This window comes from Pseudomonas sp. 25 R 14, assembly GCF_900004755.1.
Taxonomy (GTDB): Bacteria; Pseudomonadota; Gammaproteobacteria; order Pseudomonadales; family Pseudomonadaceae; genus Aquipseudomonas; species Aquipseudomonas brenneri.
In genome coordinates this window covers 66,087-87,689 of the sequence record NZ_CVTS01000069.1, presented here as the reverse complement: position 1 = coordinate 87,689, position 21,603 = coordinate 66,087, and the positions used below count along the sequence as shown (strand labels likewise).

Annotated in this window: 21 protein-coding genes and 1 pseudogene; 11 read left to right on the top strand and 11 right to left on the bottom strand. The window is 59.6% G+C overall.

Annotation, left to right across the window (positions count from 1 at the left end):
- Positions 1-8: 8 nt before the first annotated feature.
- Complete coding sequence (locus tag BFQ03_RS28025; RefSeq protein WP_032856598.1) at positions 9-464, top strand: thioesterase domain-containing protein; 456 nt, start codon at positions 9-11, stop codon at positions 462-464.
- A gap of 145 nt (positions 465-609) precedes the next feature.
- On the opposite strand, the gene cysQ is transcribed toward BFQ03_RS28025, so the two are convergent.
- Both cysQ and nudE read right to left on the bottom strand, forming a co-directional pair.
- Entirely contained in the window at positions 610-1,446 is an 837-nt protein-coding gene (gene cysQ / locus BFQ03_RS28020; RefSeq protein WP_032856597.1) for a 3'(2'),5'-bisphosphate nucleotidase CysQ, read from the bottom strand.
- On the bottom strand, positions 1,443-2,009 hold the full coding sequence (gene nudE / locus BFQ03_RS28015; RefSeq protein ID WP_065944487.1) for an ADP compounds hydrolase NudE: 567 nt from the start codon (positions 2,007-2,009) through the stop codon (positions 1,443-1,445). The genes cysQ and nudE overlap by 4 nt, the downstream gene beginning before the upstream one ends.
- A gap of 91 nt (positions 2,010-2,100) precedes the next feature.
- Here nudE and yrfG point away from each other — a divergent pair, with 91 nt between their 5' ends.
- Positions 2,101-2,769, top strand: coding sequence for a GMP/IMP nucleotidase (gene yrfG / locus BFQ03_RS28010; protein WP_032856595.1), 669 nt, complete (start codon positions 2,101-2,103; stop codon positions 2,767-2,769).
- Positions 2,770-2,875: 106 nt separating this feature from the next.
- On the opposite strand, the gene lysM is transcribed toward yrfG, so the two are convergent.
- Entirely contained in the window at positions 2,876-3,319 is a 444-nt protein-coding gene (gene lysM, locus BFQ03_RS28005; protein ID WP_032856594.1) for a peptidoglycan-binding protein LysM, read from the bottom strand.
- A gap of 134 nt (positions 3,320-3,453) precedes the next feature.
- Here lysM and BFQ03_RS28000 point away from each other — a divergent pair, with 134 nt between their 5' ends.
- The 4 genes from BFQ03_RS28000 (at position 3,454) to BFQ03_RS27985 (ending at position 8,310) form a co-directional block, all read left to right on the top strand.
- Positions 3,454-4,323, top strand: a complete 870-nt coding sequence (locus tag BFQ03_RS28000) for a LysR family transcriptional regulator (protein ID WP_032856593.1) — start codon at positions 3,454-3,456, stop codon at positions 4,321-4,323.
- 115 nt (positions 4,324-4,438) lie between these two features.
- On the top strand, positions 4,439-5,278 hold the full coding sequence (fdhD, locus tag BFQ03_RS27995) for a formate dehydrogenase accessory sulfurtransferase FdhD (RefSeq protein ID WP_065944486.1): 840 nt from the start codon (positions 4,439-4,441) through the stop codon (positions 5,276-5,278).
- Entirely contained in the window at positions 5,275-7,623 is a 2,349-nt protein-coding gene (locus BFQ03_RS27990; RefSeq protein WP_032856591.1) for an FdhF/YdeP family oxidoreductase, read from the top strand. The genes fdhD and BFQ03_RS27990 overlap by 4 nt, the downstream gene beginning before the upstream one ends.
- Positions 7,624-7,824: 201 nt before the next feature.
- Entirely contained in the window at positions 7,825-8,310 is a 486-nt protein-coding gene (locus BFQ03_RS27985; RefSeq protein WP_032856590.1) for a glycine zipper domain-containing protein, read from the top strand.
- Positions 8,311-8,389: 79 nt separating this feature from the next.
- On the opposite strand, the gene BFQ03_RS27980 is transcribed toward BFQ03_RS27985, so the two are convergent.
- The 3 genes from BFQ03_RS27980 to BFQ03_RS27970 all read right to left on the bottom strand — a co-directional run bounded on the left by BFQ03_RS27980 (position 8,390) and on the right by BFQ03_RS27970 (position 12,231).
- Positions 8,390-8,821 (bottom strand): acyl-CoA thioesterase, encoded by a 432-nt coding sequence (locus BFQ03_RS27980; protein ID WP_065944485.1) that lies wholly within the window; start codon positions 8,819-8,821, stop codon positions 8,390-8,392.
- Positions 8,822-8,844: 23 nt separating this feature from the next.
- Positions 8,845-10,782 carry a RecQ family ATP-dependent DNA helicase gene (locus BFQ03_RS27975; protein WP_065944484.1) on the bottom strand — a complete coding sequence of 646 codons (1,938 nt, stop codon included), beginning with the start codon at positions 10,780-10,782 and terminating at the stop codon, positions 8,845-8,847.
- 273 nt (positions 10,783-11,055) lie between these two features.
- Positions 11,056-12,231, bottom strand: a complete 1,176-nt coding sequence (locus BFQ03_RS27970) for a tetratricopeptide repeat protein (protein ID WP_032856587.1) — start codon at positions 12,229-12,231, stop codon at positions 11,056-11,058.
- 292 nt (positions 12,232-12,523) lie between these two features.
- Here BFQ03_RS27970 and BFQ03_RS27965 point away from each other — a divergent pair, with 292 nt between their 5' ends.
- Together BFQ03_RS27965 and BFQ03_RS31150 are read left to right on the top strand one after the other, a co-directional pair.
- Positions 12,524-13,006 (top strand): hypothetical protein, encoded by a 483-nt coding sequence (locus tag BFQ03_RS27965; RefSeq protein ID WP_032856586.1) that lies wholly within the window; start codon positions 12,524-12,526, stop codon positions 13,004-13,006.
- 274 nt (positions 13,007-13,280) lie between these two features.
- Positions 13,281-13,637: a DUF1493 family protein gene (locus BFQ03_RS31150; RefSeq protein WP_032856623.1), complete on the top strand. Its 357-nt coding sequence runs from the start codon at positions 13,281-13,283 to the stop codon at positions 13,635-13,637.
- A 314-nt stretch (positions 13,638-13,951) separates the two neighbouring features.
- Here the strand turns inward: BFQ03_RS31150 and BFQ03_RS27955 are convergent, their stop codons facing one another.
- Positions 13,952-15,493 (bottom strand): phosphoenolpyruvate carboxykinase, encoded by a 1,542-nt coding sequence (locus BFQ03_RS27955; protein ID WP_032856585.1) that lies wholly within the window; start codon positions 15,491-15,493, stop codon positions 13,952-13,954.
- Positions 15,494-15,672: 179 nt separating this feature from the next.
- On the bottom strand, positions 15,673-16,575 hold the full coding sequence (hslO, locus tag BFQ03_RS27950) for an Hsp33 family molecular chaperone HslO (protein ID WP_029299788.1): 903 nt from the start codon (positions 16,573-16,575) through the stop codon (positions 15,673-15,675).
- A gap of 159 nt (positions 16,576-16,734) precedes the next feature.
- Between hslO and BFQ03_RS30945 the strand changes: the two are divergent.
- Positions 16,735-16,865, top strand: a pseudogene (locus BFQ03_RS30945) (phosphoesterase); the annotation flags it as partial.
- Positions 16,866-16,940: 75 nt separating this feature from the next.
- On the opposite strand, the gene BFQ03_RS27945 reads toward BFQ03_RS30945, so the two are convergent.
- Complete coding sequence (locus BFQ03_RS27945; protein ID WP_032856584.1) at positions 16,941-17,348, bottom strand: RNA-binding S4 domain-containing protein; 408 nt, start codon at positions 17,346-17,348, stop codon at positions 16,941-16,943.
- Positions 17,349-17,663: 315 nt separating this feature from the next.
- On the opposite strand from BFQ03_RS27945, the gene BFQ03_RS27940 reads away from it, so the two are divergent.
- Positions 17,664-18,113, top strand: a complete 450-nt coding sequence (locus BFQ03_RS27940; protein WP_169851488.1) for a retropepsin-like aspartic endopeptidase RimB — start codon at positions 17,664-17,666, stop codon at positions 18,111-18,113.
- Complete coding sequence (gene rimK / locus BFQ03_RS27935; RefSeq protein WP_010567113.1) at positions 18,110-19,015, top strand: 30S ribosomal protein S6--L-glutamate ligase; 906 nt, start codon at positions 18,110-18,112, stop codon at positions 19,013-19,015. Before BFQ03_RS27940 ends, rimK begins: the two co-directional genes overlap by 4 nt.
- Before the next feature lie 136 nt (positions 19,016-19,151).
- Here the strand turns inward: rimK and BFQ03_RS27930 are convergent, their stop codons facing one another.
- Positions 19,152-20,465: an ATP-binding protein gene (locus BFQ03_RS27930; protein ID WP_032856583.1), complete on the bottom strand. Its 1,314-nt coding sequence runs from the start codon at positions 20,463-20,465 to the stop codon at positions 19,152-19,154.
- Positions 20,466-20,581: 116 nt separating this feature from the next.
- The gene (ompR, locus tag BFQ03_RS27925; protein WP_032856582.1) at positions 20,582-21,322 is read right to left on the bottom strand and encodes an osmolarity response regulator transcription factor OmpR; all 741 of its coding nucleotides are present in this window, start codon (positions 21,320-21,322) and stop codon (positions 20,582-20,584) included.
- Positions 21,323-21,603: the final 281 nt, after the last annotated feature.

Below are 21,603 nucleotides of genomic sequence, written 5' to 3'. Positions count from 1 at the left end.
AGACCGCCATGAGCCGCGATAGCCGTTACCTGGAATCCATTCTGCACCATGACATCCCCCTGACCCGGGAGATGGGCCTCAAGGTACTCGACTGGCAGGATCGGCAACTGCGCCTGCACTTACCCTTGCAAGCCAATATCAACCACAAGAGCACCATGTTCGGCGGCAGCCTGTACTGCGGCGCCGTGCTGGCGGGTTGGGGCTGGCTGCACCTGCAATTGCGCGAGGAAGGGATCGAAGACGGGCACATCGTGATCCAGGAAGGGCAGATCAGCTACCCGCTGCCTGTCACCCAGGATGCCACGGCGATTTGCCAGGCCCCGGAGGACAAGGTGTGGAAGCGCTTTTTGGCGACCTACAAACGCCATGGCCGGGCGCGGCTGGCGTTGCAGACGTGGATTGTCAATGAGGGCAGTGAAGAACAGGCGGTGGCGTTTACCGGGCAGTACGTCCTGCACCGCTAAACCCCACAACGCATAACCAATGTGGGCACAGGGCTTATGTGGGAGCGGGCTTGCTCGCGATAGCGGAGTGTCAGTCAATACATGTGCTGACTGACCTGCCGCATTCGCGAGCAAGCCCGCTCCCACATTTTGTTCTGCATTGCCTTCAAGAACGGGCCAGCGCCAGCAAGCGCTCGCGCCACGCAGCCTTGGCCGGCAAGGCCAGGAAGAACGGGTTCAACAGCGACGCACGCGCCGGGTAGCTGAACGGCTGGCCATTCAACTCCAACACTTCGCCGCCTGCGCCCTCCAGCACGCCTTGGGCGGCGGCGGTGTCCCACTGTGAGGTCGGCGCCAGGCGTGGATAGCAATCGGCGCTGCCTTCGGCCAACAGGCAAAATTTCAGGGAGCTGCCGATATTGGCCAGTTTCAACGCCCCCAACCCTTCACTCAAACCGTCGAGCAAGCGCTCCTGCTCAGGGCTGGTATGGCGACGGCTGGCAACCACAGTAAACGCCTCGCCTACGGCGGGTTTCTGCCGCACCTGGATCTGCCGGGGCGCAGCATTCACATCGGAGCGCCACGCCCCAAGGCCGGCACCACCGAAGTAACAGCGGCCGCTAGTGGGCATCGACACCACGCCAAACACCACCCGCCCGTGTTCGATCAAGGCAATGTTGACGGTAAATTCTTCACTGCCGCTGATAAATTCCTTGGTGCCATCCAGCGGGTCCACCAGCCACCAGCGCTGCCAGCCAGCGCGCACGCTCTGGTCGATATCGGCGTCTTCTTCCGACAGCACCGGGATGCTCGGGTCCAGCGCGGTGAGGCCGGCGAGAATCAGGTGATGGGCGGCCAGGTCGGCGGCGGTGACCGGCGAATCATCCGCCTTGGCCGTCACGGCCACATCGGCGCGCCAGTACGGCAGGATGACCTCGCCGGCCTGGCGGGCCAGTTCAATCACCGGAGCAATGTACGGGTGGCCGAGGAACAACTCGCTCATGGCTGGTACGCTCCGCGCTGGGTCAGCAGGTCTCGCACCAGGTACAACGCGGCCAGGGCACGGCCTTCGCTGAACTGCGCGTTCTGCGCCAGTTGCGCAAGCTCGCGCAGGTTGACCCGGTCCACGCGCATCGGCTCGGGCTCGTCACCTTCTAGGCGTTCTTCGTACAGATCGGTGGCCAGCACCACCTGGATTTTCTGGCTCATGTAGCCGGGGGAAAGGGACAGTTCGGTCAAGTGCTCCAACTGCCGTGCGCCGTAGCCCGCCTCTTCCTTGAGTTCACGGTCGGCCGCCGCCAGCACGTCTTCGCCCGGTTCGATCAGGCCCTTGGGCAAGGACAGCTCATATTCATCGGTGCCGCCGCAGTATTCTTCCACCAGCAGCGCGTGGTCAGCGTCGATCATCGCCACGATCATCACCGCGCCATACCCTGCGCCACGGCCCACCAGGCGCTCGTAGATCCGCTCAACGCCATTGGAGAAGCGCAACTGCACTTGCTCCACGCGGAACAAACGGCTACTGGCGACAATTTCGCGGGCGAGGACGGTGGGTTTCTGGCGCATAAAGGGCTCCTTGGCGTGATCGGGTTACTATACCGTGGCTTTTCCGATTGTCTGTGTCGGATATATTTACTTACCTGCTTGAGAACCCACCATGCCTCCATTGCCCTGGTCCGATATCGATACCGTCCTGCTGGACATGGACGGCACTTTGCTCGACCTGCATTTCGACAACCACTTCTGGATGGAGCACCTGCCCCGGCGCTATGCCGAACTGCACGGGGTGAGCCAGGCCATGGCCGAGATGGAATTGCAGCCGCTGTTCGAGCGTAACGCCGGACAGTTGCAATGGTATTGCCTGGACTTCTGGAGCGCCGAATTGAAGATCCCGGTGCGCGAACTCAAGCTGGAAACCGCCCACCTGATCGCCCTGCGACCGGATGCCGATACCTTCCTGGCAGCCATCAAACAGGCCGGAAAACGCGTGATCCTGATCACCAATGCCCACCGCGACTCGCTGTCGTTGAAGCTGGAACGCATTGAGTTGGCGCCATATTTCGAGCGCCTGATCAGCTCCCATGACTATGGTTTTGCCAAGGAAAACCCGCAGTTCTGGGACGCATTGCAAGCGGACATCGACTTCGACCCGGCGCGCAGCCTGTTTATCGACGATACGTTGCCGATTCTGCGCAGTGCACGGGATTTTGGCGTAGGGCATTTGCTGGCGGTCAAACAGCCGGACAGCCGCAAGGGGCCTAAGGATACGGCGGAGTTTGCTGCTGTGGGGGATTACCGGGAATTGATTTCAGGATTACCGTTGTAGGAGCGAGCTTGCTCGCGAAAAACGTCTAGACAGCGCTTTCATTCAGGATGTCCGCGTCATCGTTAACGACCTTCGCGAGCAAGCTCGCTCCTACAAGGGGACAAGCTTACTCAGGAATACGCAGCGTCTGCCCTGGGTAGATTTTGTCCGGGTGCGACAGTAGCGGCTTGTTGGCCTCGAAGATTTTGTTGTACTTGTTGGCATCGCCATAAACGGTCTTGGAGATCGCACTGAGGGTATCGCCGCTTTTCACCACGACAAAGCGCGAAGCCACCACTACGGCCCCTGGGGCCACGGTAATCTGATCGTCAACAGTAGCCACGCCGGCAATATTGCCCAGCGCCAACAGAATCTTCTCTTTCTCTTCCTGGCTGGCGACTTCACCGGTGACCGTCACCTTGTCGCCGTCCACCGTGGTCTGCACATTCGGGTTACCCAGACCAACCTTGGCAACGTGATCCTTCAACTGCTCACTCGCGTTCGCATTACCCGGCGTCAACAGATCAACGATTTTTTCGCCGGCTTCTTTGATAAAGCTAAAAAGACTCATAGTGCGCTCTCCTTGGGATTGGGTTTCCAGATGCCAAAGACTAGACCAGTCTTACAGACCTTGGTTCCAGTCCGACCAATGACGCAAACGCGCTAGAATCCCTACGCCATTGGAATAAGAGCCCCGGAGCGAAGATGGACATCAAACAACTGAAATTCCTCATCGCCCTCGACGAAACCCGTCACTTCGGCCAGGCCGCCGCGCGCTGCCACATTACCCAGCCGACGCTGTCGATGCGCTTGCGCAGCCTGGAAGAAGAGCTGGAACTGCCGCTGGTCAATCGCGGCCAGCGCTTTGAGGGCTTTACCGCCCCAGGCGAACGGGTGCTGGCGTGGGCGCGTACGGTGCTGGCAGCCTATGACGGCCTGCAGGCCGAGGCGGCAGCCTGCCGGGGCAACCTGGTGGGGACATTGCGCCTGGGCGTGGTGCCGCTGTCGAGCTTTGATCCACTGGCCTTGATGCAACAACTGCACAAGCAACACCCCAGCCTGCGCTTTGAGTTGTCGGCGTTGAGTTCTGAACAGATCCTTGAGCAACTGGCGAGCAATCGCCTGGACCTGGGCGTGTCCTACCTTGAGCGCCTGGACGCCGAGCGCTTTGACTCCCTGGCCCTGGACGAAACCCGCATGGGCCTGCTGTACGACCAACGGTTCTTCAGTTTTGGCGAAAGGCCCCTGAGCTGGGAGGCGCTGATCGAGCTGCCTCTGGGCATGCTCACCAGCGGCATGCACTTTCGCCAATCCATCGACCATAACTTCCACAGCCGGGGCCTGACGCCACAACCGTTGCTGCAAACCGATGCCGTCCATCAGTTGCTGCAGGCCGTGCACGGCGGCCTGTGTTGTGCGGTGATGCCCCTGGACGGCGGCCTCGACGCCCTGACCGAACACCTGCGGCTGCAACCCATCGAAAACGCGCAGACCCTGGCCAAACTGGGGCTGATCATGCGCCGCAGCGCGCCGCGTTCGGCACTGGCCGAGGCGTGTTTCGCGCTCTATCAGTAATCGTTGCTGGAACCTTGATCGACGTCATCTATCGGTAGATCAGTACTGACGATTAGACGCGACCCTTTGTCGCGCCTAGTCTTCACGCTGAACACTTCGCCGGTGACTAGACTTCATGAACGCCCAGCGCCCAGCGTGCGCGGCGCCCGCCCTGACAACGCCCGCGCCCACCGCCAGCCAGAGTTATCAGTACTGCAACCTCGAACACACGGAATCGGCCAGTACCGCACTGGCCGAGGAAGTCGCGTTGGCGATTGCCTATAACGACATCAGCCAGGCCGTGATGCTGGTGACCCCGACCGACCTTGAAGACTTTATTGTCGGTTTCAGCCTGGGCAGCGGCATCATCAGTGACATCAGCGATATCTACGACCTGCAACTGAGCGGTGCAGGCTCAGCCCAGTACGCCCAGGTGCAAATCTCTAGCCGCGCCTTCTGGAACCTCAAGCAACAGCGCCGGCAACTGGCTGGCACCAGCGGCTGTGGCCTGTGTGGCGTGGAAGCGGTGGAGCAAGCGCTGCCGGACCTCAAGGTGTTGCCTGGCGCACCATTGCCGCCTGCCGTGTGGCTGGAGGGCTTGCGCCAGCGCATCAGCGCCTTTCAGCCATTGGGCCAGTACAGCGGCGCGGTGCATGCGGCGGTATTCATGAATGACCAGGGCGAACTGCTGCTGGGCCGCGAAGACATCGGCCGGCACAACGCCCTCGACAAACTGATCGGCGCCCTGGTCCGCCAGCGCATCCCGACGGCAGGCGGCGTGGCAATTGTTACCAGCCGTTGCAGCCTCGAATTGATCCAGAAAGTCCTGCGCGCGGGCATCCAGACCCTGGTCAGCCTGTCGTCGCCCACCGGCCTGGCCCTGCAATGGGCACGCCGGCACAACCTCAATCTTATCCACCTGCCGCAGAAAAGCGCGCCGCGGGTCTACAGCCCTGCGATGGAGTACCAGCCATGAGCAATCATCACCAAGCCGACCAAACCCCAACCCCGCGCTACAAGCCCTACAAAGGCCCGGCTGGCGGCTGGGGCGCGCTGATCAGCGTGGCGCAGGCGTGGCTGACCAGCGATAACGCGCTGAAAAACCTGCGCATGATGCTCAAGACCAACCAGAACGGCGGCTTCGACTGCCCAGGTTGCGCCTGGGGTGACTCGCCGGAAAGCGGCATGGTCAAGTTCTGCGAGAACGGCGCCAAAGCGGTCAACTGGGAAGCTACCAAGCGCCGGGTCGATGCCGCGTTCTTCGCCAAACACAGCGTCAGCGCGCTGCTGGAACAAAGCGACTATTGGCTGGAATACCAGGGCCGCCTGACCGAGCCGATGAGCTACGACGCCGAGACCGACCGCTACAAGCCCATCAGTTGGGAAGCGGCCTTCGACCTGATCGGCCAGCACTTGCAAGCCCTGCCAAGCCCGGACATGGCCGAGTTCTACACCTCGGGCCGCGCCAGCAATGAAGCGGCCTACCTGTATCAACTGTTCGTGCGGGCCTACGGCACCAACAACTTCCCCGATTGCTCGAACATGTGCCACGAAGCCAGCGGTGTGGCCCTGGCGCAAAGCGTGGGCGTGGGTAAAGGCACGGTGACGTTTGACGATTTCGAGCACGCCGACGCGATTTTTGTCTGGGGCCAGAACCCCGGCACCAACCACCCACGCATGCTCGAACCGCTGCGCGAAGCGGTGAAGCGCGGCGCCCAGGTGGTGTGTATCAACCCGCTCAAAGAGCGTGGCCTGGAACGTTTCCAAAACCCGCAACATCCGCTGGAAATGCTCACCAACGGCGACAAGCCAACCAACACCGCGTATTTCCGTCCGGCACTGGGTGGCGACATGGCCATCCTGCGCGGCATGGCCAAGTTCCTGCTGCTGTGGGAGCGCCAGGCCCAGGCCGAAGGCAAGGACGCGGTGTTCGACCACGACTTCCTCAATGAACACACGGTCAATGTGCTGGATTACCTGGCGAAGATCGACGACACCTCCTGGGAAGAAATCGTCGCGCAGTCCGGCCTGCCGTTGGTCGAGATCGAACAAGCTGCGCGGATGTATGCCAAAGGCAAGAACGTGATCATGTGCTGGGCAATGGGCATCACCCAGCATCGGCACTCGGTGCCGACCATCCAGGAAATCGCCAACCTGATGCTGCTGCGCGGCAACATCGGCCGCCCTGGTGCCGGCCTGTGCCCGGTACGCGGCCACAGTAACGTGCAGGGCGACCGCACCATGGGAATCAACGAACGGCCGCCCGTGGCCTTTCTCGATGCCCTGGAACGCCGTTTCCAATTCAAGGTACCCCGTGACAATGGGCATAACGTGGTCGAAGCGATCCACGCCATGCTTGAAGGCCGTGCCAAAGTGTTTATCGGCCTGGGCGGCAACTTCGCCCAAGCCACGCCTGACAGCCCACGCACCTTCCAGGCCCTGAGCAACTGCGACCTGACGGTGCAGATCAGCACCAAGCTCAACCGCAGCCACCTGGCCCACGGCAAACAAGCCTTGATCCTGCCGTGCCTGGGCCGCACCGACATTGATATTCAAGCCGACGGCCCGCAGGCGGTGACCGTGGAAGACTCGTTCAGCATGGTGCACGGCTCCAATGGCCAGCTGCAGCCGCTGTCGAAGCTGATGAAGTCGGAACCGGCGATTCTGGCGGGTATCGCCGCCGCCACGCTGGGCAGCAAACCCGTGGACTGGAACTGGCTGGTGGCCGACTACCGCCGCATCCGCGACTTGATCGCCGATACCATTCCCGGCTTCAAGGATTTCAATGAGCGCGTGCAGCATCCAGGCGGTTTCTACCTGGGCAACAGCGCCGGCGCACGCCGCTGGAACACGCCGTCAGGGCGTGCCAATTTCCGCGCCAATATCCTGCCCAAGGATCTTGTGCATGAACGCACCCGCGCCACTGGCCAATTGCCCGACCTGATCATGCAATCCATGCGTTCCCACGATCAGTACAACACCACCATCTATGGCCTGGATGACCGCTATCGTGGGGTCAAGGGCCAGCGTGATGTGCTGTTCGTCAACGAAGCCGACATCATCCGCCTCGGTTTCAAGCCAGGGCAGAAGGCCGATATCGTGTCGATCTGGGATGATGGCCGCGAACGCCGGGTCAAAGGTTTTACCTTGCTGGCATTCGATATTCCGGCGGGGCAGGCGGCGGCCTATTACCCAGAGGTCAACCCGCTGGTGCCGTTGGAAAGCACGGGGGATGGTAGCCATACGCCTACTTCCAAGTTCGTGGCGATTCGCCTAGAAGCGGCCAGTGAGAATGGTTTGATCATGGCCAAAACCGCCTGATCGTTCCTGGCACAAAAAAGGCCGCTTTTGCATAAAAGCGGCCATTGCGAAGTAGTTAAAGACCGGCAAAAACGACTTAAGTTCCCTTGTCAAAACAGCAACTTAGCTAATTGTATACAACCTGCACCACTGGTCGGAATTCGATTGTCAGAAAATTCTCGCAACCTCAGGATCGCGCCGTCATCCTCTTGAGGTTCCCCTATGAAGTTCTCCTCGATTCTCTTGTTGTCCCTTGGCCTGGTCAGTGGCGCAGCCATGGCCGGTGGCACCACCGAAGCCGGTGTAGGCGGCGCATTGGGCGGGGTTCTAGGTTCGGTCGTCGGCCAACAGCTTGGCGGCAATACCGGCTCGGCCATTGGTGCAGCCCTGGGCGGCGCTGGCGGCAGTGCAGTGGGCGCAGACAAACGCAGCCGTGGTGAGGCCGCCATCGGTGGTGCGCTGGGCGCAGCGGGCGGCAACGTGGTCGGACGCAGTGTCGGCGGCAGCACCGGCAGCCTGATCGGCGCGGCAGCAGGCGGTGGCGCCGGCGGCGCGCTGGGTAACTACATGGGCAACAAGAGCGATGACGACGACCGTCGCTATCGCGATCGCGGGCGTGATGACCGTCGTTACTACCGTGACGACCACCCAGGTCGCGGTCATGCCTATGGCCATCGCAAGAACAAGCATCACTACCGTCACCGGTAAAACCTAAAGAACACTGCACAACCCTTGTGGGAGCAAGCCCGCTCCCACATTTGCTTCGGTGGCGTTTACGCGTTCGGGGTCAGATCACCAACCGCTGCAACGCCTCGCGCAACACTCCCGCAATCGCCACCGGCTGGTTTGTCGCCCGGTCCACAAACACATGGACAAACCGCCCCGCCGCACAGGCTTCGTCCTCACCGGCCTTGAACACAGCCAATTCATACTGCACTGAACTGTTGCCCAACTTACCCACCCGCAGGCCAATGTCGAGGCGGTCGGGAAAGGCAATCGAGGCGAAATAGTCGCACGCCGAACTCACCACAAACCCCACCACCTTGCCGTCATGGATATCCAACCCGCCCTGCTCGATCAGGTAGGTGTTCACTGCCGTGTCGAAGAAGCTGTAATAGGTGACGTTATTCACATGGCCGTACACGTCATTGTCGTGCCAGCGCGTAATGATCGGCTGGAAGTGACGGTAGTCGGCACGCTGTGGCGTTGAGTCTGGCATGGACAAGTCTCGTTGAAGTTGATTTACACGTCGCCCAAGTGCGCCTCGGCCCACTCCCGCACCTCGGCATACGGATACTCTTCCAGCGCAGCAAAGCCCGGAATCCCCCGGGCCTTGAGCTTGGTAAACAACGGCACGCTGATCCCACACAAGAACCGCGTCAGGCGCTCAGCACCCGGAAAACTGCCGGTGTGCTGATGATGCCTGTGGATAAAATCGCCGCACAATCCCTGAAAGTGTTTATCCACAAGCGGCGCCAGGCCAGGGGGAGATGGCAAGTGGGCGATCTGGCCATGACAAACCGAGCAATGCCCGCACTGCCGGGGCGCATCCGTATCGCCAAAATACTCTGCCAGCCGAAAACCCAGGCAACGCTCGCTGGCGAACAGTGCCAGCATCCCATGAATCCGCGCCACTTCTGTGGCCTCATGCTGCTTGAAGCTTGTGTATAACTCGGCGCTCAAGGCCAGGGGATCAAACCCGGTGTCGAGCAGGCTGTAGACCTCGGTCATCTGCTTGCTCTCCAGTTCGATCAGCCCCAGCTCCTGGAAATAGTCCAGCGCCTTGACCACCCGGCCACGCTCGGCCTGGTGCTGCTGATACAGCGCGTCGAAATCTACGGTGGCCCAACTCCTGGCCCGCTTGCACACCTGGATGATCGCGGCGACGAACTGCTGCCGTTCGCCGGAAAAACGCGCCAGCAATACCTCCGGCTCCACCAGATACTTGAAGCGATACTCAGCGTAAAACGCGTAGCGCGGTGCGATCACCCCCTTGAGCTCCAACTGCACCAGCAAGGTCTTGAGCGGTAGCTCGCGGATATTGCTCAGGTCCGCCAGCGCTCGCAACAGGAACTCCCATTGCCCTTCGCCACTGGCCGCCAGCAAGTCCTCCAGCACAAGCCGGATGCCTGCCTGTTCCGGCGTATCGCCGTACACGAAGTTCTCCAGCACATTGAGGCTGTCACGATTGGCCAGCACCAGGCACTCGGAAGGCTGGCCATCGCGACCGGCACGCCCGATTTCCTGGCTGTAGTTTTCGATGGATTTGGGCAGGTCGAAATGCACGACGTTGCGGATGTCACTCTTGTCGATGCCCATGCCAAACGCGATGGTGGCGACGATGCAATTGGACTGGCCGCCCATGAACCGGCGCTGGATACCCTCGCGTTTATCGTGAGGTAAACCTGCGTGATAGGCCTCGGCCTGGATGCCATGGCGATTCAGATGCTCGGCGATCTGCTCGGCGGTTTTCTGCAAGGTGACATAAACGATGCTCGGCTGGTTGGGCCGCGCGCCCATCCATTCCACCAGGCGCCGGCGCTTGTCCATGCCCGTGACCGGCTCCACCCACAGATTGAGGTTGGGCCGGTAGAAGCCGGTGGTGATCACGTCAGCGGGGGCGATAGCAAACTTGGCCTGCATATCGGCAATCACCTTGGGTGTCGCGGTGGCCGTCAACAACAGTGCCTGGGGAATCTTGAACTGGCGCTGGTAGTCAGGGAGCTTCAGGTAGTCCGGGCGGAAGTTATGGCCCCACTCGGAAATGCAGTGCGCCTCATCCACCACCAGCAACGAAATCGAAACACTGTGCAAAAAGTTGCGAAAGCGCTCGTTCTTCAGGCGCTCCACGGAAATCATCAGGATTTTCAGCTCGCCGGCGCGGGCACGAGCCATGACGTCATTGGCTTCATCGCGACTTTGCGCCGAATCGATGCTGCCGGCCGAAATACCATGGCGCTGCAAAAAGCCCAACTGGTCCTGCATCAACGCCAACAGCGGCGACACCACCAACGTCAGGTGCGGCAGCAATACGGCTGAGAGCTGGTAACAGAGGGATTTACCGGAACCGGTGGGAAAGATCGCCGCCGCCGAACGACCGGCCAGCACGGCGCTGACAGCCGCTTCCTGGCCCGGGCGAAATTGTGGATAACCAAAGACCTGCTGGAGGGTGTCGTGCATGAGCTGTCACTCCATTGACCGCTGAACAGGCTTAAAACATAGCCCGGTATTTTCAGCGCATCGAGAAAGGTCGCGAGTAAAAGAGAGACAGGATGATACACAGGCTGCGGGGGCGAAGCCGGTAGCAAATGGCAATCTATAAAACACCCAAAAACAAATGTGGGAGCGGGCTTGCTCGCGAATGCAGTGGTTCAGTCACTGTCTCTGTTGACTGAGCCACCGCATTCGCGAGCAAGCCCGCTCCCACATTTTTAGATATTCACTACAGCTCAATCAGCGATTCTGTACACGCTCAATAGCTTTGTCATACACCGGGTTGGCCTTCTGTTCCTTGGCCAATTGGTAGTGACGCAGCGCATCGGCAAACTGCCCAGCCGCTTCGTAGATCCGCGCGATGTTGTAGTAGGAACCGGCACGCACAGTGGCGGCTGTCGGGCCACTGGCCAGGGCAATCGCCTTGCGGTTGGCCCAGATCGACTCGGCGGTGTTGCCGGCTTTCTGATAGGCCAGGCCGAGGTTGCCGTAGGCTTTGCCGAAGGAATTGTCCAGCTCGATGGCCTGGCGGAAGTAGTCGATCGCCTGGTCCAGGTTACCGGCCTGGTAGGCCGCTTCGCCTTTGAGGTTCAGCTTTTTCGCATCACCCTGGACTGCGGAACTGACCACCACGGCATCCACGGCAACGCTATCGTTGAGCAGGGGTTTGACTTCGTTGAGTACATCCTTGGCTTCGACCAGCACGCCGGTGAAGGTATTGATGTCCTGGAAGTCGCCGCTGCCAGTCATGCGGAACACCGTCCACAAGTTGCCGGTGCGGTTGGTCGGCACGTAGTAGGTACGTACCAGGGACTGGCCCATGTACACAAACACTTTGGCCTGGCTCTCGGAGAGTGCCGTGGAACCGGTATTGGTGCGGTTGGAGAAGTCATGCACGGCGTAGACGTAGCTTTCGCCGTAGTGTTTTTTCTGCAGGGTGATGGTTTCGGGGCCGTAGCTGTCGGTGTCATCCACATCCAGCTCGGCGTCGGTGCCGGTCTTGCTGTTGAAGTAGATGTTATTGCCAGGGAAGATCATGTGGGAGTCGAGGTCCGAAGGCGTCTGCCCCCAGGTCAACACCACACGCAGGCCGTCGAGGTTTTCCATCACCGGGCTGATGGCGTAGGTCATGCCTTTGCACGGGCACTTGACCACCAGGTTGGAGTAGCCGGGCTTCTTGATGATCAGCAGGTTGTCAGCACCGTCGGCAGCTTCGCTGGTGAGGGTGACTTGGCCCTGGGCATTGGTGCGCCCCACCACGTTCTGTGCGCCGTTGCGTTGCAACAAAACTTCGGCATCGGCGATTTTCTGGTCCTTGACCACCGCACTGAGCACTTCAATTGGCAACTGCTCGGCCTGGACGGCAAACGCCAGCGCGCACAAAGACATCGCCGAAGCGACACGAAGCAAACCCATGCTTAACTCCCTTTAAGTAGTGGGCGGAATCGCCCTACAAGATTTTGCGGTGAAACATACGCTGAATTCAGGCTGTTTGCCGGGATTTTATACAAAATGTGACGTGGTTTTTATCCCAACTATGGGTGGGCGCCTCTTAGCCCAACTTCAAGTATCGGAAGCCTCTGTAGGAAATCGCCAAGCAAGGCACCATACGCTTCCCAAACTACCTCCAGTGCAAACTCAACCCCCTACAGAATCAACCAAGCTTGACCGAAACTAGCGCCCTCACAACCCTCTCGGCAAGAAATCCATGGACCTTGAAAGGACTCAATACATTGGCCATTACGGGGTCACGTTCAGCGTGATTCGTTTCACTGTACGACCCAACAACAAGCAAGCACTTGCCAGCCTTTGCTTACTAGAAGCAAAGACCTCAGCGCAGGAAGTTCGCCTGCGACTACAAAATCTGTATGAGCGAATGCTCGCCCAAGACCTTCCTTGCCTCATGACAGTGGTCATTTCAAAACCGCTGACTAGAAAACAGGCAGATAGCTTGAACAACCGGAACAAAGTCATCAAAGAAACTATATCTGGAGCGGTGGCAGCCCCAATTGGGCTCATGTCCAGCAAGGCAGAATCACTGGTCGAAAAAGCTACCAGCGATTTGATATCGCGCCAGCTGCGCAACTTCCAGCATGCAGACATCATCATCGGCCTAGAGGCTCAGGTCAGCGGGGGAATTGGCCCGCAGCGCTCCAGCCTCTCACTACACGTGTACTCAAATGAGCCATAGTCAAATGCTCTATCTACAGGCGGCGATCTTCTTCGCCTTTTATCTGTTGCTGTATTACAAAATCACCGACTGCACACTCAGGAAACGTTTTGCTGTCACGTTTATCGCAAGCGGCTTGATCCTGACATTCTGGCTACCTTACGTAGCGATCATTCTTAGTATTCAACTGCTCCCCCTCGCTCTGTTCTTGATAGGCTTGGCACTGTTCTTCACCCGCAACAAGTACCGCTACCGCCATGACCAACCCCCTCACCCACTCCGGCGTGCCCCCACCATGAACCTGGCCCCGCACTTCCCAGAAGACCCCGTCATGCAGCAGCTCCTGCAATTGCTGCATGAAGAAATCGGCCTGCCCAAGCACAAGACCATCCGCCTTAAAACCTCGCTCAACTTCGACCTCGGGTGCGACGGCGCGGAAGCCAGGCAGTTCATGGAAGCGCTGGAGCAGACATTTGATCTCGACCTGGGCGACTATGATGCCTACCGTTACTTCAACCCACCGGTGTTTGACGTGTTCCTCAAACATCGCGCCAAGGGCCGGGGCGAGAAGATGCCGCTAACCATTGGCATGCTCTACCTGGCCGTCAAGACTCAGGGCTGGGATACGCAGACGCTGGAAAATTTGAGTTGAAAAACACCGAGTCATTAATCTCGGAGCGGGCTTGCTCGCGATAGCGGTGTATCAGTACCAGATTTATCAACTGACACTCTGCTATCACGGCATTGCTAAGCAGATAGGGCTGCTGTGGCGAGCGGGCTTGTCGGAACGCCGCATCGTCCGCGCTGGGCTGCGAAGCAGCCCAAAAACCAGCCGCCACGGTGTATCTGATACAGCACATTCGGCTTACTGGGGCTGCTTCGCAGCCCAGCGCGGCTGGTATTTCAGATTCCCTTGCGCACAAAAAAGCCGCCCACTAGGGGCGGCTTTTTAACAGCCAGCGAATCTTACAACTTAGGACCCGCTGCCTTGATCGCGTCGCTCACTTCAAACTTCTTGAAGTTCTCGACGAACAGGCCGGCCAGAGCCTTGGCTGCTTCGTCGTAGGCAGCCTTGTCAGCCCAGGTGTTGCGTGGGTTCAACAGGCCAGTCTCAACGCCCGGTACGGCCAATGGCACGTCGAGGTTGATGGTGTCCAGGTGCTCGGTTTGCGCACCGATCAACGCGCCGCTCTGGATCGCTGCGATCACTGCACGGGTGGTCGGGATGTTGAAGCGCTTGCCGACACCGTAGCCGCCGCCGGTCCAGCCGGTGTTGACCAGGTAGACCTTGGAGCCGAAACCGCGGATGCGCTTGATCAAAAGCTCTGCGTATTCACCAGCCGGGCGCGGGAAGAACGGCGCGCCGAAGCAGGTTGAGAACGTCGACTTGATGCCGCTGCCCGAACCCATTTCAGTCGAGCCAACCAGTGCGGTGTAACCGGACAGGAAGTGGTAGGCCGCTTGCTCTTCATTGAGGATCGACACCGGTGGCAGCACGCCAGTCAGGTCGCAGGTCAGGAAGATCACTGCGTTCGGCTCGCCACCCAGGTTCTGCTCGGAACGCTTGGCAACGTGCTCCAGCGGGTACGCGGCGCGACTGTTCTGGGTCAGGCTGACATCTGTGTAGTCGGCGTGCTTGGCATCGTTGATCACGACGTTTTCCAGGACCGCGCCGTGCTTGATGGCTTTCCAGATGACCGGCTCGTTCTTCTCGGACAGGTCGATGCACTTGGCATAGCAACCGCCTTCGATGTTGAACACCACGCCCTCGCCCCAACCGTGTTCGTCGTCACCGATCAGGTAACGGCTTTCGTCGGCGGACAGGGTGGTCTTGCCGGTGCCGGACAGACCGAAGAACAGGGTCACATCGCCTTCTTCACCGATGTTGGCAGCGCAGTGCATTGGCAGCACGTCAGCGGCCGGCAGCAGGAAGTTCTGCACCGAGAACATGGCTTTTTTCATCTCGCCGGCGTAGCGCATGCCAGCGATCAGGACTTTCTTCTGGGCGAAGTTGAGGATCACGCAACCGTCGGAGTTGGTGCCGTCACGCTCAGGTACGCATTCGAAGTTGGCAACGTTGAGCACTTGCCACTCTTCACGACCGGCCGGGTTGTACTGGGCCGGGTTGATGAACAGGCAACGACCGAACAGGTTCTGCCAGGCAGTCTGGGTGGTCATTTTCACGGCCAGGTAGTGGTCTTGCGCAGCACCAACGTGAACGTGGGAAACGAAATGCTCTTGCGCGTTGTTGAAGGCCTCGACGCGAGCCCACAGGGCATCGAACTTGTCGGCCGGGAACTTGCGATTGATCGGGCCCCAGGCGATGGCGGCCTGGGTGGACGGCTCTTCAACGATGAAACGGTCGACCGGCGAACGACCGGTACGGTGACCGGTTTCTACGACCAGCGCGCCAGTATCGGCAAGCACGCCTTCACCGCGCTGCAGGGCTTCTTTGACCAGATCGTCAACACTCAGATCGGTGTATACGGCGTTATTGGCTTGCGTCATGAGGTTCCCCGTCGGCCTATGGCCGAGTGCTCCAAACGTTTTGTAGTAGAAAGTTGCGCACTACTACCGCGAAAAAAGTGGGCCGGATTATGCCAGAAAAGCCCAAAAAGAGTAGGGCCCTCCCGTCAGAACACCTCTAATCCGGCGTTTGTCAGGTGATTTACCTGTGCTTAAACGTTTTAGTGGTGGGTACCCGAAGGGGTGTCAACGCCAGCGCCAGCGAACAATTGGGCGATATCGGCAGCGTCGAACAGGTAGCGCTGGTTGCAGAACTGGCAGTCGATTTCGATTCTGCCACCGTGCTCCACCGCAAGGTTTTGTGCATCTTCCAGGCCCAGGCTCACCAGAGCATTGCCCGAACGCTCGCGGGAACAGCTGCAATGGAAACGCAGCGATTGCGCATCGAACAGGCGCACCTCTTCTTCGTGGTAGAGGCGGTGCAGGATGGTTTCGTTGTCCAGTCCCAGCAGCTCTTCAGCGGTCAAGGTACCGGCCAGGGCAGTGAGACCGCGCCAGCTTTCTTCGCGCTCATCCTCGTCCTTGATACGGTCGGCCGGCAGCTGTTGCAACAGCAGGCCACGGGCGCGCTTGCCGTCGGCATTGAGCCAGAAACGGGTGCCCACTTGCTGGGACATGACGAAATAGTTGGTGAAGCAGTCGGACAGGGTTTCACCGTCCAGGTCGACAATGCCCTGGTACCGCTGGCCAACGGTCGGGTCGATGGTCAACGCCAGCACGCCGTTGGGCATCAGGTCGGCCAAGGTCGCGTCCGCCGGGATCTGGTCCTCTTCATAACGGGCCAGGCCACGGATTTCGCGCTCGCTGGAGCACTCGATCATCAGCATGGGAACCGGGCCTTCGGAGCGGGCCTGGAGAATCAGCAAGCCATCGAACTTCATGGTGCCCACCAGCAGCGAGGCGGCGGCCATCAGCTCGCCGAGCAACTGCGCGACCGGCTCCGGATAGGGGTGCTTGGCAAGGACTTCGGCATAGCTGCGCTCCAGGGCAACCAGTTCGCCACGAGCGTCGTTGTCGTCAAAGAGGAAACGTTGGGTGAAGTCGGTATCCGGTAGATCAGTCATAGGTCTGGGTATCTGAATTGATGACGATATTTCTAAAATTATGCGCCCTGGCACCAATTTGGTGCGCTCTTCTTCCGATAGGTGGAGAGTTTTAGAGCGAAGAGGAAACAGTTTATGAACAATCCGGGTTTGTTCCAAGCCAAGTGAAACCTCGGGCGATTGGCCCTGTGCAATTTACTCGCTCTGGGGCTCCTGTGTTTTGGCTATGGCCCACGGGCCAGATGCTTTGCGTGATATTCGACGAGTGGCTGTTTCAGTTGCTCAATGACCCGCTGGCCAGCCACCCGTTCTGACTGAATGTGTGGGCGATCGCCCGAGCGTGATCCACAACGCCTGAGCCAGTTCCTACAGCAGATAACTGACATTCAGTCGTCATTGCCACTGCCGCGAAACTTGAACAGGTCGCGACGCTGTTTCTTGCTCGGTTTGCCATCAGTGCTCATACCCAACGCTCCGGCCTTGCGCATGGCCGCGGCGTTTTCGCGCTTGGCGATACTGGCCGGGGTCTCGGTGTACAGCGCCTGCGCTTCGGGAGCGCCGCGGCGGACGATGGACAGCGCCTCTACCACCACTGTTTTCTCTTCAAACCCAACACGAATCTGCAACTCGTCGCCAATGCGCGGCTCCTTGCCCGGTTTGCAGCGCTCGCCACGGCAATGCACCTTGCCGCTCTCGATGGCGGCCTTGGCCAAGGCCCGAGTCTTGTAGAAACGTGCGGCCCACAACCACTTGTCCAAACGGACTTTTTCGTCCTCTTCCTGCTTTTGAGCCACTTGAATTCCTCGCTCTGAAAAATGTCGCAACTTAACAGTCGAACCCCTTCGACGCACAAACGCCAAGGCTCACCTAAGATACGCCAGGTGCCAGGCAGTTTCCCTTCAGCCGTGGTTTTTCATGGCGTGAAGATATCTGTCGCCATTTGGTGAATATTCTGCGTGAATACCGCGAATTCGGCTCCAAGCGCTCGTCAACGTTCCTGGGTTGTCACAATCCGTGAGCAGTTGGGCGCTAGTGTCGTCTGACTTGGAAATATTTCTGATTGCCGGTTGTTCATATTGAAGACATTTGACCATTTGACCGTTGTCGGTCTGCGCGAGTGGGTGGCACTTCCCGATTTGGGAGTGGCGGGCCTGCGCGCGAAGATCGACACCGGGGCCAGTACCTCCAGCCTGCACGCCACCGAGATCGAGCCTTTTGAGCGTGACGGTGAAAAGTGGGTGCGCTTCACCGCGCACCTGGGCAGCGTGGTGCAACTGCGCCACCGGCGCTGCGAAGCACCGCTGGTGGCAATGAAAACCATTAAAAGCTCCAACGGCCAGGCGCAGGTGCGCTACGTCATCAGCACCACCTTGGCCCTGGGTGATCGGGTATGGCGGGTGGAGTTCACCCTGGCTTGCCGCAAAACCATGCGTTACCGCCTGTTGCTAGGTTCCAAAGCCCTGATCGACGGCCAATTGGTGGTCAACCCCGGGCTCAAGTACGTTCAAGACAAGCCGGTGTTCCCGGTCTCTACTATTGCTGCCACAGGTGTTGCATGAAGATCGCTGTGCTGTCGCGTAACCCGCGTCTGTATTCCACCCGTCGTCTGGTCGAGGCCGGCACCGAACGGGGCCATGAGATGGTGGTGATCGATACGTTGCGCGCCTATATGAACATTGCCAGTCATAAGCCGCAGATCCACTACCGGGGCAAACCGCTGGAAGGCTTCGACGCGGTGATCCCGCGTATCGGCGCCTCGGTGACCTTCTACGGCTGCGCGGTACTGCGCCAGTTTGAAATGATGGGGGTGTTTCCGCTCAACGAATCGGTGGCCATTGCCCGCTCCCGGGACAAGCTGCGCTCCCTGCAACTGCTGTCGCGCCGAGGTATCGGCTTGCCAGTGACCGGCTTTGCCCATTCCCCGGATGACATTCCCGACCTGATCGAGATGGTCAACGGCGCCCCCTTGGTGATCAAGGTACTAGAAGGCACCCAAGGCATTGGCGTAGTGATGTGTGAAACCGCCACGGCGGCAGAGTCGGTGATCGAGGCGTTCATGGGCCTCAAGCAGAACATCATGGTCCAGGAATACATCAAGGAAGCCGGTGGCGCTGATATCCGTTGCTTCGTGGTGGGGGACAAGGTGATTGCGGCGATGAAACGCCAGGCCAAGCCGGGGGAATTTCGCTCCAACCTGCACCGAGGCGGCAGCGCCAGCCTGATCAAGATAACCCCGGAAGAACGCATGACCGCCCTGCGAGCAGCCAAGGTCATGGGCTTGAGTGTGGCAGGTGTGGATATCTTGCGCTCGAACCACGGGCCGCTGGTGATGGAAGTGAACTCCTCACCGGGCCTGGAAGGGATTGAGACCACCACCGGCAAGGATGTGGCGGGGATCATCATTCAGCATCTGGAGAAGAACAGCGGGCCGAATATGACCCGGACCAAAGGCAAGGGCTGAAATACGCCCTGGAAGACGGCACGAACCCTTGTGGGAGCTGGCTTGCCTGCGATGACTGACTAACATTCAACATCAATGTCGACTGTTACATCCTCTCGCAGGCAAGCCAGCTCCCACATTTGATATTCGTCGTGGTTTAGACCGCATCTCTTGGCAACATCAACCCCAACGGCAAGCGCACCCGCGCTTCCAGCCCGCCATCGACACGGTTGCGCAATTCGACATTGCCGCCATGCATCGAAGCAATCCTCCGCACAATCGCCAGCCCCAGCCCGGTGCCTTTACCGCCACGAGCACGGTCGCCACGGGTAAAGGGGTTGAAAATGCCCTCCAGCTCCGCCGGATCGATCCCGGCGCCACGGTCCATGACACTCAGCACCACATAAGGCGCGCTGGTATCACCAGACACATAGGCAGCGACCTCCACCTCAGTGCCCGCATGATGCAAGGCGTTGCCAATCAGATTGTTCAGCAGGCGCTTCATCGAGACCCGACGCAACGCAAAGGGTTGGATCGGTTCCAGGCGCAAATGCACCTGCTCGCCGTTCTGGTTATAGGGCGCCACGACCTCGCGTACCAGGTCGGTCAGGTCCACCTCTTCCACCACTTCATCGCGACCATCACGGATAAACGCCAGGAACTGGTCGAGAATCGCGTCCATGTCTTCGATATCACGGACCATGTCATCGGTAAGGTCGGTGTGGTTGCCCATCAACTCCAGGGACAGGCGCAAACGTGTCAGCGGCGTGCGCAGGTCGTGGGAAACCCCGGCCAGCATTAGCTCGCGCTCACGACCGGCCTGTTCGACATCCTCGGCCATCTGATTGAACGCGCTGTAGACCTCGGTCATTTCGCTAGGCGTGTCGCTGATTGGCAGGCGCACACTGCGCCCCTGCCCCAGTTGCCTGGCCGCGAACACCAGGCGCTTGAGCGGCTGGTTGAGCTGGCGCACGAAAATCCAGGCCGAGGCGGTTGAAAGCAAGCCAATGGCCAGGAACCAGCCGAGTACGTTCCAGATCTTCTGCCCTCGCAGCGGATGGGGATACAACGGCACTTTCAGCCATCCATCCCCCAGGCTCGGAGCCCGTACCCACAGGGCTGGCGAGACATGCATACGCAGCCGCACCTCGGTGTCTTCACCCAGTTCGGCCTGCATCTGTCGCTGGTAGATTTCACTGTATGGCCAATGTTGCTCCCCCTCCGGCACACCTGCACCCACCACGCGGGTCAAGGTCGCCGCCTTGGCGATTTTTTCGCGGTTCTCCGGGTCGGCAGCCCAATAGGCACGCAGTGTCAGCGCAACACCGTGGCTGTACTGACGATCCACCAGCACGTCTTCGTTCATCAACAGATAAACGAGGGTCAACGCCTTGGAAAACAGCACGACGATCAGCACCAGCCAAAGGGTGCGGGAGAAGAAGCTTTGCGGGAACCACAGCGGGGTTTTCATAGAGGACAGCTAGACACCTGGCAAGAGCGAACATGGCTCGCAGAATTGCAGACGCCGGGCATCCGGCCGACCCCTTGGGATCGAACTCCGGAATACCCGCCTGTGCAAATCATCGGTTACTTGGTTGCCGTACCATCCGGCACAAACACATAACCCACGCCCCACACTGTCTGGATATAACGCGGCTTGGACGGATCGGGCTCGATCATCCGGCGCAAACGGGAGATCTGCACGTCAATGGAGCGCTCCAGGGCGTCCCATTCACGGCCACGGGCCAGGTTCATCAGCTTGTCACGGGTCAACGGTTGGCGAGCGTTCATCACCAGCGCCTTGAGCACCGCGAATTCACCGGTCGTCAGCATGTGGACTTCTTCACCACGCTTGAGCTCACGGGTCGCCAGCGACAATTCGTAGTCACCAAACGTGACGCTTTCGTCTTCGCTGCCAGGGGCTCCGGGTACCGGCGCGGCTTGGCGACGCAATACGGCCTTGACCCTGGCCATCAGCTCATCGGGGTTGAACGGCTTGGCCAGGTAGTCGTCGGCGCCCAGTTCCAGGCCCTTGATACGGCTCAGCTCATCGCCCTTGGCGGTCAGCATGATGATCGGGATCTGGTTGTTGGTGCTACGCAGGCGCTTGCAGGCGGTCAGGCCGTCTTCGCCCGGCAACATCAGGTCGAGCACGACCAGGTTGAACACCTCGCGCCCCAGCAGGCGATCCATCTGCTCGGTGTTCGGCACCGCGCGGGCACGGTAGCCCTTGGAGGTGAAGAACCGCTCCAGCAGGCTGCTCAGCCCCGGATCGTCATCAACGATGAGAATTTTTTCGCCTTCAGCAGTTTGTGCAGTGCTGCTCATTGGATGCTCCTCTTATCTGGCGCGCATTATGGCTTAGCTGCCGTTATACGCACGGTACGCATTGTTAGCAGATTTTTCTCCAACCACCAGTGCGCGCGCCCTTGGCGCAATCCCCCCAAGAAGGGAACGCTGGTTATAATGCCGCGCCTCAGTGCCCGGCAATGCCATGGCCGGCCTGGTGTTTTTTTCATCTGCTTGTCGTGATTTTTTCGATTTCGAGGGTCAATAGGCTGCCTCTTGACCCAGGCAGCGGCGCCAGTCGGGCCGCTCAACCAGCCGCG